The sequence below is a fragment of the Streptomyces lunaelactis genome (assembly GCF_003054555.1).
GTDB lineage: Bacteria > Actinomycetota > Actinomycetes > Streptomycetales > Streptomycetaceae > Streptomyces > Streptomyces lunaelactis.
In genome coordinates this window covers 6,996,781-7,010,068 of record NZ_CP026304.1, presented here as the reverse complement: position 1 = coordinate 7,010,068, position 13,288 = coordinate 6,996,781, and the positions used below count along the sequence as shown (strand labels likewise).

Here is a 13,288-nt window from a genome sequence, read left to right as displayed (position 1 = left end):
GGACCTCCGCGGACTACGGCAATGGTCCAGACCTGTATGGCACGATCGGCGGCCGACAACAAGACCGCGCGCCCGCCCTTTCGTGTTCCGGATGATCAGCGGTGGCGAGCCTTCCTCCCGGCCCGGCGACGACTCGGTGCGCCCGTCACGCGCCGGGCGACGGCCGCGACACGGGGGTCGGAGTGACGGCCGCTCAGGTGAGCCAACACCCCATTGGCACGGTGGGCATCGGCGTCGGCGAGCGCGGCGATCAGGGCCTGAGGGCCGCCCGGCCAGGTCGTGGCGGCGGCATCGAACGCGCTCACCAGGGAGGCCGCCACGGCGAGCGGGGCAAAGGCCTCGGCCCGCCGGTCGTCGCGGCGGCACGCATCCAGGTCGTCGAGGACGAGAGTCGCCCGCGCGCTCAGCGGAACCTGCTGCTCATCCGCCCGGTCGCCCCGGGTGCGCAGTGCCTGGAGGGCGTACGCGCCGAGGGCGGGGTCGGCAAGCAGACCTCGCAGGGGCTCGGGCGGTGCGACAGCCGTGTCCAGATAGGTGAACAGAAGGCGGGTGGGGCCCGCATCCTCGGTGCCGGGCTTTGTGGAAGCAATGGCACCGAGCAGGTCGTCCCATGCCTCGGCGGTGTTCTCGCGGGTGGTCAGCCAGTCCGTAAGGCCGCGGGTGGCGGCCTCCCGGATCCAGGACCGGGCCGCATCGACGAGGGTGGCGGCGTCCCAGCCCGTGACCGTTTCCCTGTCGGGCGCGGCGACGGCACCGGCCTTCAGCGCGTAGCGGACCGCAGCGGTACCGAGCGGCGTGAGGCCGAAGGCGTCGCCGGTCCGGAAGATCGCGCCGGTGGCAGCGAGCCGGTCGACGACCGCGGCGAGCGCCCGGGCGGGAGCCTCGAGCTCCGACCGGTCCTCATCGTCCAGGCCGGGGAGGCCGAGCAAGGCGGACAGCTCTCGCGGAGTCGGTGTCGCGTACTCGGTCGGGGCGCTGTCCGGGACCGGCACGGGCATGCTCTCCACGGCCGGGTCGACCAGCCAGTCGGCATACTCGGCGGCCTTGCGCGCCACGGAGTCGGCGGTGCAGCCGCGCTCGTACAGGACGTACAGCAGATGCGCCGCGTCGTCGGCGTACTCCGAGTCCATCTCAGGGGCCTCCGAAAGACGTCCGACGGCCGTCGCGAGGATGTCCGCGGCGAGTTCGGTGAGATCCTGCGGGGTGCCTTCGGTCCAGATTCCGGCGCCCGGGCCCGGCGTGGTCAGCATGCCGTCCTGGCGGAGCAGGCCGCAGGCAACGGCAAGGTGGCGTACCTCCTCGTCCACCACATCCGGGCCCTCGACGGCCGCCGAGAGCAGGGCGGGCAGCGGGGCGCCGTGGAGCAGACCGCGCATCTCCTGCGGCGCGGGCAGCGCGGGCGGCGGAGGGAGCGGGATGCCGGAGTACCCGAAGTAGCTCAGGTGCTGGTCGAGCAGTGCGTCGGCGAGGACGAGGTGGGGCGAGTCCTCGGGGCCGGGAGCGAGATGCGCGTACGGCCCCGAGAAGGCATCGGACAGCCCGGCCGCGGTCCAGCGGTCGGTCAACTCGGCGGCGACGAGCCGCATTTCGCCCGGGAGCCCTTCCTCCGGATCCTCCTCGTCCGCCGCCTCCAGCGGGAGACCGGGCAGCAGGGGCCCGGCGGGCGAGGGCTGCTCGAGATCACGGGCGAAGGCCCGCAGCAGGGTCTCGGTCAGGAGGATCTGCATGCCGACGGTCCGTCCCGTGACGTCCGCCCGCTCCACCCCGTCCGGCAGCACGGGACGATCGGCCCTCGGCGTACGGTCGTGAGCGGCGAGCCGGCGCAGCACCGCCTCGGGGTCGTCGACGGGTGTGCCGTCGGCCCGCATCAGGGACGCGTACCACCGCGGCCAGGTCAGGTTGCCCGGGTCGGTCATGGCCCGCCGATATTCCGGTACGGCCTCGTCGATCGCGGCCAGCAACCGGGCGTGACGCTTCGCGTTCAGCCTGCCCTTGGCCCGTACGAGGTCGGCGAGCGCGCTCAGGACGCCGGGGGCGACGGGCAGCTCGGCCTCCGTCATGCAGACGAGAACCGGAACATCCAGGTGGAGGACCTGCCGGACCAGCTCGGGGGTCGGTTCGGGCAGGCCGGTCCGGCGATCCGCGCCTCGGAGTGAGAGAAGAGTCAGTACGGCGTCGGCAATCCGGGCGGAGGCAGGGCTGTCGAAACCCTTGGTCTCGTGGAGGAAGAGGTCGAGGCCGACGTTGGGCTTGAGGCTTGTGGTCACGTATACAGCGTAGGAAACGGCGGCGGTACTGGGGTGGTCGTCGGGCCGGTGGTACCCGTTCCGGTGATCGGAGCCGGGTTTTTCCGCGACGGCGGCGGTCGGCGGGGGCTACCCAGTCCTCAAGCGGTACCGCGCTCGACTGCCACCCGCTGGGGGGTCAGCCCACGTCCGACCGCACCCGGCGAGACCGTCTGGGCCGAACACAGAATCGACACACCCGACCCCGTAGACTCGGTCACCGATTCCGGCCGCCGGCGGGAAGCGGTACGTAACCGTCCGGGAAAGGCACTTTCGACGTGAGCTCCACAGATCAAGCCGACGCACCGATCTACGCCGGCCTCATAGAGGAGCGCGGGGACGTCCCCGCCGATGTTCGCCGGACGGCTGAGCAGGCCTGGCGGGAAGTGGGCCGGGCCATGGACTTCAGCGATGTGCGCCCGGCCCGGGCGTACAGCTAAGCGGCCCCGGGGAAGTCCGGGCGGCGTCGCGGGCCGATGGCTGTCGCCCGGCTGCGTTGTCGTCAGTCGCCGACGCTCCGCGTGGACTCCTTCCTCCGCCTTGCCAGACTCGGCCCTCGACCCTCCCCCGTAGCCCTTCGGGCACGGGGGTACCCCCACCTTCACCCACCCGGACTTCCCCGACACCGCTTAGACCCCCAGCTTATGCACCGGCGACGCGCCGAACGGGTCCGGCACAATGGCGCGATGATCGGCAACCGGATCACCCATCGCATGGCGGACGGCATACGCGTACCCGGGACCTGGCGGCACGCCTTCATCCGCAACGGCGACTACCACCTCACCGACCTGTTCATCTACGCGGACGGGCTCATCAACTGCTGGGGCCTGGTCACCCTCGACGAGTTCGAGAGGAAGCTGCGCTCCGGCTGGGTCGCCACCGAGCTCCCGGAGGGCGGCAGGGCGTCCGGCCACGAGCTGGCCGGCTGGACGTTCAGCAAGCCGCGCACCTGGCTCACCCCCGAACTGCTGCTCGCCGAGGTGCGGGACACCATCGACCAGCTGAACGGCCGCCCCGATTCAACCGACCGATGCCTGGACGCCGTTGACGCGTTCCTCGCCGACCGGACCGAGGAGAAGCGGGCGGCCGCCCGCGCGGCGTATCTCGCCATCCCGGAGACCCAGCGCCACTACGCGCTCGGCGACATGGACCGGAAGGACTGGCCGCTCCAGGTCCTGGTGGCCGGGCCGGGCGGGCAGGTCGAGGACTGGCCGGACGAGCCCGTCACGCAAGAGGACTACGACGAGGCGGTCGCCTACTTCGAGGACCGGGCGAAGTGGATCGCCGAACGGCCCTCCCGGGCCCCGGCGGACGGACCGACGACCCCGGTCGCACCGGCCGTCCATCTGCCCCACTCGTATCCGCTGAAGCCGTCGGACGACCCGGGAAAGCAGGGGCTGCGCAACGACTATCCTGCGCCGATCGACGTCGACGGCGTCATCTACCCCACCGTCACCCACGCGTACTGGGCCCTGTCCACCACCGACCCCGACGCGCGGGCCGCCGTCACAGGCGCCGATACCCCCATCCCCCGCGGGCTCGCCGCCGATGCCACCCGCCGCGACGGCTGGGAGCAGGCCCGCGCCTCGGTCATGACCAGCCTGCTGCGGGCCAAGTACACCCAGCACCCGCACCTGGCCGAGGTCCTTGTGACGACCGGCGACGCGACCCTGATCTACGACGACGCCGACTCCGGTTTCTGGGGCGACAACGCCGGCCGCGGCCGTAACTGGAACGGCCGCCTCCTTGAACTCATCCGCTCCGAACTTCACGCGCGGCAAGCCGGGATCGGGTAACGGAGGGGCCCGGGACCGCCGTCATCCCTTCGCAGCAGGCGGCGCGAAGACGTCTCGCGCATCGAGCAGTTCACTGAAGAACGCCTCCGGCCGGGCCGACAGCGCCCGAGTCCGTTCCGCGTCGCTGATCGGCACGACGTTGATCACCCGCACGGGCTCCGTCGTGGTGTCGATCGAGCCTGCTTGTCCGTACTCCCACGGTCCGGCCAGGAAGACACTGCGGCAGCCGGGGAAGGTCGGAACGTCGTCGTCGAAGCTCACGGTCTCGCCCCAGCCGAGCGGCCGCCCGACCGTCCAGGGATACGTCGCCAGATTCGCCAGTTGCCTGGCGATGAGTCCCTGATCACGCGGTTCCACGGCGCCCTGCCGGACCAGTCGGAGCTCGGCCCTGCCGCCGGCCCGGCCGTCACGCGGCGCCATGGGCTCGACCGACATCCCGACCGTCGCGAACACGGTGGCAGTCAAAGGGGCCGCCGCGCTCCGTAGACCATGACGTCGATCCGGTCGAGCGGGAGCGGACCGTTGTCGAAGGTGATGCCGGTGTCCTCCTCGCCCAGCTCGGCACGCAAGGCATGGAAGACGTCACGGAGGATGGAAGGCGCGGGCATGGGGTCGACCCTATCGAGCGGGTCGCCCCTGCCCTCAGCTGGTGACGGCTGCCGGCGGCCCGGGCAATTCACGTATGCCGTCGAACACCATGGTGGCGGGCTACCTCCGGGTACCCGCAGGCAGACTCAGCAGGCGTCAGGCGATCCGTGTCCCCGTCCCGGTCACCCGCACCCGCGTGTCGCCCTCGCGCAGTTCCACGGTCAGCACCCCCGGACGCCCCATGTCCTCGCCCTGGTGGAGGGTGAGGACCGCTGCCTCGGGGACCAGGCCGAGTTCGCGGGCGTACGCGCCGAACGCGCCTGCCGCCGCACCCGTCGCCGGGTCCTCTACCACGCCGCCCACCGGGAACGGGTCGCGCACGTGGAAGACGTTCTCCGACTCCCGCCACACCAACTGCACCGTGGTCAGATCGAGACGGCGCATCAGGGCTTCAAGGCGTTCGAAGTCGTACGCCAGATCCGCCAGCCGCTCACGGGTCGCGGCGGCGAGCACCAGATGCCGGGCGCCGGCAAAGGCGATTCGGGGCGGCAGCGCGGGATCCAGATCGGCGGCCGGCCAGTCCAGAGCGGCCAGCGCCTCGGCCAGGTCCACATCCGCGATGTCCTCGCTGTGCGGCTCGACCGTGGTGAGTGCGGCCCGCAGCGTCCCGCCCTCTTCGCTCACGGTCACCGGCACCGTCCCCGCGCGGGTCGCGAACAGGAGGTCGCCGGTTCCGATGCGCTCGCCGAGGGCAATGGCGGTGGCGACCGTGGCGTGACCGCAGAACGGCACCTCGGCTTTGGGGCTGAAGTACCGGATGGTGAACGCCCGTCCGGGCTCCCCGCCGAGCCCCGCGGGCGGCGCGGACAGGAACGCGGACTCGCTGTACCCGAGGTCGGCGGCGATGGAGAGCATGTCGGCGTCGCCGAGCCCCGATGCGTCGAGGACGACTCCGGCGGGATTGCCTCCCTCGGGGTCGCTGGAGAAGGCGGTGTAGCGCAGGACCTCAGGCTTCGTCGTCATGACCGGCGGAACTACAGGCCGGGCCGGATTGTTCCCGGTGGGGACCGATGGGTACGCAGGTACCGGCACTGTGCCGCCTTGTTGCTCCCCACCCCGCAGCGGATCCATCCCGTGAGGTTGGCCAGTTGGGGGGGGCCGGATTGTCCCCGCCGGAGTCCGGCGGGGACAACAGGCTTTCCGGGGAGACCTGCAGCGATAGAACGCCTGGATCAGGCGAAATCGCGAGGGTGGCTGCCCGTGCCGGCCGGTGAACGATGCCGGTAAGCCGTGTGCGGAGAAGAGGACACGCACGGTGTGACGGGCGGGGCTGGAGACGGAGCCCTCACAGACCACCGAGCCCGAGCCAGTCCCCGACCATGCTCAGGCGCACTTTTCGCCTTGCTGATCACATCCCGGACGGCCGGCTCCGTGAGAGCGCGAGGTCAGCTGTCGAAGTGATGGCCGTTGTCGAGGTCGTCGATGAGCCCGGGGTGGGTCGGCTGCCAGCCCAGCAGTTCGCGGGTCAGCGCGTTCGAGGCCTGCATGTCGAGCCCGATGAGGCGGGACAGGAAGCCGAAGTGGGCACCCGCGTCCTCGGCAGCGACGGCGGTCACCGGCACGTTCAAGTGGCGGCCGATGACCTCGGCGACGGCGCGGATGGCCACGCCCTCCTCACCGACGCCGTGCAGCACCGATCCCGCCGGTGCCTTCTCCACCGCCAGGCGGAACAGGCGCGCGGCATCAAGTCGGTGTACCGAGGGCCAGCGGTTGAACCCGTCGCCGAGGTAGCCCGAGACGCCCTTCTCGCGGGCGATGTCGACCAGCCGTCCGACGAGGCCGCGCTTGCTCTGGTCGTGGACCGTCGGCGCGAGCCGCACGATGGACGAGCGCACGCCGCGCTCCGCGAGGGCGAGCGCTGCCAGGGCGCCGGCGTTCCGGGGGCTCGCCGACGCGGGCGGCGCGTCCTGCTCGGTCCCCACGGGCCCCCCGGTGGCGATGACCAGCGGCCGGTCCGATCCCTCAAGCGCATCGCCGAACGTTTCGATGGCGCGCAGTTCGGCGCGCGCCGCGGCCTCGTGCTGCGTGAAGTCGTGGTTGAACGCCAGGTGGATGACTCCCTCGGACTCGGCGGCCCCGGCGCGCAGGCTGTCGAGGTCCTCCACCGTGCCGCGGCGCACCTCGGCGCCGACGGCGGTCAGGGCAGCCGCCGAGGCATCCGAGCGGGCGAGACCGACGACCTGATGACCCGCGGCGATGAGATCGGGCACGAGGGCGGAACCGATGAACCCGGACGCGCCGGTGACGAAGACACGCATGGCGGTGCACTCCTTGGACAGAGGGATCAAGAACCAGCCCGATGGGGCGCTCGGACGGCGCCCGGCCGGTGATCCCACTCTGCGGCGACAGGGCACGGCAGGTCCATTGAATGTTTCGTAAGGGGCCATACGCCGCGTGTATCGCCATGCTCACGGCGGTCACGGCGGCGTTGACGGGCCGCGTGAGGGCTACGCTGGAACGGTGCCCGACTCGCCACCGCCTCCGACGATCTTCGATCTGCGGCTTGTGTGGTGCTTCACCGTCGTGGCCGAGTATCTGCACTTCGGCCGCGCCGCCGAAGCCCTCCACACCACCCAGCCGTCCCTGAGCCGGCAGATCCACCGCCTCGAAGAGCAACTGGGCGCCCGCCTGTTCGAGCGCACGCCCCAGGGCAACCACCTCACGCCGGCCGGCGAGGTCTTCCTGCCGCTGGCCACCGCGTTGCTGCGATCCGCCGACCAGGCCGCGGCACGCACCCGGGCAGCCGCCCGGCCCAGCCGTATCAACATCGGCTACACGCCGGGCATCATCGTCACTCCGGCCGTGCGCGAGCTACGCCACCGGCACCCCGACGCCGACGTGCGAACCCTGCACCTGGCCGGGGACGAACCCCGCCCGGCGCTGCTGGACCACCGCGTGGACGCTGTGGTCGCCCGGCTGCCGTTCCCGGACGACGGCCTGGACGTGACAAAGCTCTACGACGAGCCACGGGTACTGGTGGTGTCTCTGGACCACCGGCTGGCCGGCAAGGAATCGGTCACCCTGGACGACATCGCCGACGAGCCCCTGCCCCAAGTGCGGGGGGCCGACCCGCTCGTGAGCGCGTTCTGGCGCATCGACCCCCGGCCCGACGGACGCCCGGCACCCGACGGCCCCGTCGCCGAGACCGTCGAGGACAAGTTCGAACTCATCGCCGCCGGGCAGGCCGTCACCATCTCCACCCACGTCCACACCCACACCCTGCGCCCAGACCTCACCACGGTCCCCCTTGAGGGCGTCGAGCCCAGCCACGTCGTCCTGGCCACCCGCACCCACGAGCGCAACGGCCTCGTGACGGCGTTCCGCACCTACGCCCGAGCCCACCTCACGGGCGGCGACCCGGCCGACCCGGAGAGCGCCCCGCCATCATGGTCCGCGGAGTCACCGCACCCGTGACCCCATAAGTATCGATGTGGCGCATAGCCCCAATCCCGAGGACCGTTGGGCGGACATGCCCGCGGCACCGGCATCGAGCTTGGCGTCGATGCCGGTGGCGCGGGTGGGGAGTTTCACCAGGACGTGGTGAGACGCCCGGTTACGAGGCCCAGATGTCGTAGATCGGGATGGCGTTCGTGTCGTTGGCGGTCATGCGGGTCAGGCCGAGCGCATCCTCGACCGTCCGGGTCACGTTGTAGTGGTTGTAGTAGGTGTTCGACGTCGATCCCGCCGCCTTCAGCAGGTTCGGGGAGCCGACGAGGATCGTGGGAATGGGGTTGGCGGACGTCCAGTACCTGTCCTCGTCCCAGGTGATGATGAGCAGCGACTTCTGCGTTTTGAACGCCGGGGAGTTCAGGAGCGTCGGCAGGTTGTTCTTCATCCAGTTGTCACCGGCGCTCACGCACGTCTGGATGTTGGGGCTGCAGTTGTTGTGCATGGTGTTGTTGCTGTTGGGCACGAACCACACGTAATTGGGTGTGGTCGACGTGGACCTGAGGTCCGTCCAGAACTGCGAGATCGGCTTCAGATGGTTCTGGCAGTACGTGGTGTCGTTCCCCACGCCCTTGAAGTAGAGGAACGGCAGGTTGTCGGGGTCGTACGGGCCGTTGGGCGTGAGGTCGCAGCTGCTGCTCGTGCCCTCGATGTAGCCCTTCCACGTCTTGCCCGCATCCTCGGTGATCGAGCCGAGGTGCTTCGTGTTGGTGCCTCCGACGCTGTGCACGTAGGAGAGGTTGTTGCCTTGAATGCCCAGTTGGGCGGAGGCCAGTGCGACGTAGTTGGGGTCGCTCGGGTGCATGAGGCCGTGCGAGTTCGTGAGCGAGACGTTGGCGCAGGCGAGCTGGGACAGGTAGGGCGCGGGCGCCGTGCTGGGAGAGGCGCAGTTGGGCTTGTTGTTGCTTGTGCCGAAGATGTCGCTGGGCGCCTTGTTCTCCATCATGACCATGAAGACGTGGTCCAGCGCCGGAACCTTGCCTGCCGTCGCGGGGGGCGAACCGACGTAGAAGTGCACCGGCACGCTGTACAGATCGCCGAGCTTGGGGTCAGTGGCCAGGTCCGTGCTGTATCCGTCGTTGTACAGGTAGTAGGCCACATAGCCCCCGGACGCCAGGCCGCTCGTCGAGAGGGTCACCGCCCCCGAGGCGCCGGTCGCGTACTTCCACACGACGGAGCTACCTGATCCGGGCGTGTCATTCTCTTTGTAGATGCCGATCCAGTTGTTCTTGGGTCCCCACTGGTCCGGCACGCTGTACTTGGCTGTGACGGTTTCCCCGGCCGCGTAGCTGGACTTGTCCAGGCTCAGCGTAGGCCCCACCCAGAAGTGGCGGTTGGCCAGTTGGGAGTAGCCGTTGTTCCACAGGAGGTAGGCCACATACTCCCCCGGAACCAGGGTGGTGCCTGCTGCCTGATTGCTGTCCCCCTCGGTCGTGCCCGGGGCACCGCTGCCTGCGAAGGTCAGCGTCCCCGAGGAACTATTGGCATACGCCCACTTGACCGCGGTGGCCGATCCGGGAGCGTCACCCGCCTTGTAGATGCCCACCCAGTTGTTGTTGTTGGCTGTGGTGGTGTACGTGACGTTGATCGTGTTCCCTTGCATGTACGTCGTCTTGTCAAGGGTGATCGTGTCCGTAGCGGCCGAAGCCGAAGGTACAGCGACGAACGCTACGAGCAACGCCATCGGCGTGATCAACCAGCACAGAAGCCTGAACGGTCTGCGTCTACGGGAGCCAGCCATGTCTCCACTCCTCGTGGGGGGCCGCGTGCATGACGATAGGGGGATGTTGGCCCCAGGGTGGTTGGCTCACCAGGGCCTTGGGGGGCGCGGCCGGCCCTCGATTGCGGGCACGTCGCGCGTCTGTCACCGGTGCAAGGGGTGGAGCCAGTACGCGAATGTGGCGGTTTCCGCCGCCACGCCACTGCCGGCCTGGGTATCGGTCGGCCGTACTTTATTCCCCTGCCCAGACTGTTTCAATAGGTGCCCTCGAATTCGCATAGCGCAACGAAGTGTTAGGCGTGTCTTTACCCAGGTGATCTGGTTCGACGGCAGCCGCGCACCCCAACACGGCGCACGGCTTTGATCGTTCTGCCCGAAAGGGCGGCCGTGCGGGCGGTGGCCTCCTCGGGCGCTGGTCTCCTCGGGCGGTGGGTGCCGCCAGGATCGCTCTTGTGGCGCAGGCCCGCCGAACGCGCCTGCTCCCGCCGACGCCTGACGTCGCCTCAGAAGCGTTCGTCGCAGTCGACTGGCAGCCGGAGCGGGGGCTGTGATCCCGCCCCCCAGGGACCTCGCGGCATGAGTTACCTGTCCCCGCTTGGTCGGACAGCGCCCGTTCGTCGGACAGTTCGAGGCTCAGGATCGGATCGTTCTTCAGGATCCGCCGGCTCGTTCCACGCGTTCCGTTCCATCCATTGTCTTTCCGTTCAATTTCCGTTCCATTCAATGGCGTCGCAGGCAGGCACCCTGCGTCCGGGGCCCTCCATTGCATACGCCTACGCCACCCGTGAGGCTTTCCCGGCGTGCTGCATGAGAGGTGATGCCATCGTGTTCGCCCCGGCCCGGCTGGTCGGAACCCGCGGCAGTCTCCTGACTCCAGGGGCTCGACACAGCGGTTCCCGCACATCACGCTGATTGACCCACGGACGGCCCGCGCCAGGAAGTGACGCCGTTGTACCTCGCTGACAGTCGGAGTACTCCTCCACCGCCCAACCGCACCGGCTTTGGACGGCGGTCCGCCGTGCCCGGCACCGTGCTGGCGCTCGGGACCGTCAGCCTGGTCACCGATGTGTCGTCGGAGATGGTCACCGCCATCATGCCGCTGTACCTGGTGACCGGGCTCGGCCTGTCCCCGCTCGGCTTCGGCTTCCTGGACGGGATCTACAACGGGGCCAGCGCGCTGGTACGGCTGCTCGGCGGACGCCTCGGCGACCAGGGCGGAAACCGCCACAAGACCGTGGCCGCCGCGGGATACGGGCTGTCCGCCCTGTGCAAGCCACTGCTCCTGCTCGTCCATACCGGGCCGCTCATCGGTGCCGTGTTGGCGGTGGACCGCACCGGTAAGGGGCTGCGCACCGCCCCCAGGGACGCCATGATCTCGCTGGCAACCGAGCCCGCACAGCGGGGCCGGGCATTCGGTGCGCACAGGGCCATGGACACCACCGGGGCGCTGCTCGGACCCCTGGTCGCTTTCGCCCTGCTGTACCTGACGGTTGACGGCTACGACGCGGTGTTCGCGGTGAGCGGGTGCATTGCCGCACTGGGTGTGCTGATCCTGCTGCTCTTCGTCCCCGGGCACCGGGGGACAGTGCCCGGTGCTGCCCGGCCGTCCGGGCAAGAGCGCGGATGGCGGGCCGCGTTGGGGCTGCTGCGGTTGCGTGGACTGCGGCGTCTGACCGGCTGCGCGGCACTGCTGGGGCTGACCACAGTCAGCGACTCCTTCCTGTACTTGCTGATCCAGCGCCAACTCGGTCTTCCCGGGCATCTCCTGCCCCTGCTTCCGCTGGGCACTGCCGCAGCATTTCTGGTGCTCGCCGTGCCGCTGGGCGCGGCCGCCGACCGGATCGGCCGACGCCGGCTCTTTCTCATGGGCCATCTCCTGCTGCTCGTTGGGTACGGATTGCTGCTGGTGCCTCTCTCAGCCGGTTGGACGGGGGTCCTGCCGGTGCTCGTGTTGCACGGGGCGTTTTATGCCGCCACCGACGGCGTGCTGGCTGCGGCCGCGGCCGACATCCTCCCTCCGGCCCAGCGCGGCACGGGACTCGCCCTGGTCGGTACGGGCCAGGCGCTGGCCCGCTTCACCGGCTCACTCGTCTTCGGTGCTCTCTGGTCCGCCTGGGGCACCGGCATCGCACTTGCCACCGCCACGGGTGCGCTCGCTGTGTGCACAGCGGCCGCGATGGTCGTACTGCGCCTCAGCGGCAGCCGGGTGACGACGGAGAGCGCTTCGTGACGCCATTGCCGAGCCGCCCTGGCTTCTCCCGCACCCGACACCCCTGGGTGGGCCAACCCTGCGAATGGCCGGCTCGGCCCCATCGGAAAGGCAGTGCCTGATGACCCGCAAGAGCCGCCTTCTCACTTTGCTCACCGCCGTTCTCGTACTGGGTTCGGTCGCCGCCTTCGCCGTGCACCACGCCGCCGAACGGGCCGACCGCCGCAGTCGTCCGCAGCCGGGCGGACCGGCAGTCGCGGACGGCCGGGTGTCGCTGGCCGCGCCTGCAGGCGCGGGGCGGCGCATGATCTTCCGCAGTACGGCCTACGGCCCACACCGCGACGAACTCGCCTCGGTGCCTGCCGAACGGCCCGCCGCACAGCGCGCTACGTCGGGGGTGAAGTGCCTGCGCTTCTTCGCCGCGGGCGGCACCGGGATCTGTCTGCGGGGCGCCCAAGGGCCGCTGCAGAACAGCTACCGAGCGGTGGTCCTCGACGAGGGGCTGAACGAACGTCGCAGCTACCCACTGGCAGGGGTCCCCAGCCGGGCCCGGGTCTCGCCGTCAGGGCACCTGGTCGCATGGACGGTCTTCGTCAAGGGGCACTCGTACGGCGACACAGCCTTCTCCACGCGCACATCCATCCTGGACACCCGCACATGGAAGCTGCAGGACAACCTGGAGGAGTACGACCTGAAGGTGGACGGCCATGGGTACCGATCCCTCGATGTGAACGTCTGGGGCGTGACCTTCGCCGACGATGACCACTTCTACGCCACGGTGTCCACCCGCGGGCAGACCTATCTGGCGGCAGGCGACATCGCGGCGAAAACGCTGACCACTGTGCACAGCAATGTGGAATGCCCCTCGCTCTCTCCGGACGGCACCCGGATCGCCTACAAGAAGCGGGTGCCCGGCCTGCCGGCCGACTCGCCCTGGCGACTGTATGTGCTGGACCTGCGGACCATGGCCGAGACGGCAACGGCCGAACACAGCAACATCGACGACCAGGCGGTGTGGGCCGCCGACACAACCCTCGTCTATGCCAGGCCCGGGAAATTCGGGACGGACCTGTGGACCGTGCCCGCCGATGGCAGCGGGGCACCAAAACAGCTGGCGAGCGGGGCCTTGGCACCGGCTTTCATCGGTTGACCGCCGGAAGCCACCTGTTCACCGCCCGGCATC

Annotated in this window: 11 protein-coding genes; 5 read left to right on the top strand and 6 right to left on the bottom strand. The window is 69.9% G+C overall.

Annotated elements, in window-relative coordinates; genetic code table 11:
• Positions 1-95 precede the first annotated feature (95 nt).
• The gene (locus tag SLUN_RS32025) at positions 96-2,267 is read right to left on the bottom strand and encodes a hypothetical protein (protein WP_108153425.1); all 2,172 of its coding nucleotides are present in this window, start codon (positions 2,265-2,267) and stop codon (positions 96-98) included.
• Positions 2,268-2,563: 296 nt separating this feature from the next.
• On the opposite strand from SLUN_RS32025, the gene SLUN_RS40150 reads away from it, so the two are divergent.
• Both SLUN_RS40150 and SLUN_RS32020 read left to right on the top strand, forming a co-directional pair.
• Positions 2,564-2,725 carry a hypothetical protein gene (locus SLUN_RS40150; protein ID WP_170146629.1) on the top strand — a complete coding sequence of 54 codons (162 nt, stop codon included), beginning with the start codon at positions 2,564-2,566 and terminating at the stop codon, positions 2,723-2,725.
• 246 nt (positions 2,726-2,971) lie between these two features.
• Positions 2,972-4,081, top strand: a complete 1,110-nt coding sequence (locus SLUN_RS32020) for an NADAR family protein (protein ID WP_108155056.1) — start codon at positions 2,972-2,974, stop codon at positions 4,079-4,081.
• A gap of 21 nt (positions 4,082-4,102) precedes the next feature.
• Here the strand turns inward: SLUN_RS32020 and SLUN_RS32015 are convergent, their stop codons facing one another.
• The 4 genes from SLUN_RS32015 to SLUN_RS32005 all read right to left on the bottom strand — a co-directional run bounded on the left by SLUN_RS32015 (position 4,103) and on the right by SLUN_RS32005 (position 6,987).
• Positions 4,103-4,546, bottom strand: coding sequence for a suppressor of fused domain protein (locus SLUN_RS32015; RefSeq protein ID WP_159100367.1), 444 nt, complete (start codon positions 4,544-4,546; stop codon positions 4,103-4,105).
• Positions 4,543-4,689 (bottom strand): hypothetical protein, encoded by a 147-nt coding sequence (locus SLUN_RS39665; protein WP_159100366.1) that lies wholly within the window; start codon positions 4,687-4,689, stop codon positions 4,543-4,545. Before SLUN_RS39665 ends, SLUN_RS32015 begins: the two co-directional genes overlap by 4 nt.
• A gap of 136 nt (positions 4,690-4,825) precedes the next feature.
• The gene (locus SLUN_RS32010; protein ID WP_108153423.1) at positions 4,826-5,692 is read right to left on the bottom strand and encodes a PhzF family phenazine biosynthesis protein; all 867 of its coding nucleotides are present in this window, start codon (positions 5,690-5,692) and stop codon (positions 4,826-4,828) included.
• A gap of 422 nt (positions 5,693-6,114) precedes the next feature.
• Complete coding sequence (locus SLUN_RS32005) at positions 6,115-6,987, bottom strand: SDR family oxidoreductase (RefSeq protein ID WP_108153422.1); 873 nt, start codon at positions 6,985-6,987, stop codon at positions 6,115-6,117.
• Between the two features lie 202 nt (positions 6,988-7,189).
• On the opposite strand from SLUN_RS32005, the gene SLUN_RS32000 reads away from it, so the two are divergent.
• On the top strand, positions 7,190-8,143 hold the full coding sequence (locus SLUN_RS32000; protein WP_108153421.1) for a LysR family transcriptional regulator: 954 nt from the start codon (positions 7,190-7,192) through the stop codon (positions 8,141-8,143).
• Between the two features lie 139 nt (positions 8,144-8,282).
• On the opposite strand, the gene SLUN_RS31995 is transcribed toward SLUN_RS32000, so the two are convergent.
• Positions 8,283-9,860 carry an alkaline phosphatase family protein gene (locus SLUN_RS31995; RefSeq protein ID WP_159100365.1) on the bottom strand — a complete coding sequence of 526 codons (1,578 nt, stop codon included), beginning with the start codon at positions 9,858-9,860 and terminating at the stop codon, positions 8,283-8,285.
• Positions 9,861-10,845: 985 nt separating this feature from the next.
• On the opposite strand from SLUN_RS31995, the gene SLUN_RS31990 reads away from it, so the two are divergent.
• Both SLUN_RS31990 and SLUN_RS31985 read left to right on the top strand, forming a co-directional pair.
• Positions 10,846-12,126 carry an MFS transporter gene (locus tag SLUN_RS31990; protein WP_254709837.1) on the top strand — a complete coding sequence of 427 codons (1,281 nt, stop codon included), beginning with the start codon at positions 10,846-10,848 and terminating at the stop codon, positions 12,124-12,126.
• Positions 12,127-12,226: 100 nt separating this feature from the next.
• Complete coding sequence (locus SLUN_RS31985) at positions 12,227-13,255, top strand: TolB family protein (RefSeq protein WP_108153419.1); 1,029 nt, start codon at positions 12,227-12,229, stop codon at positions 13,253-13,255.
• Positions 13,256-13,288 lie beyond the last annotated feature (33 nt).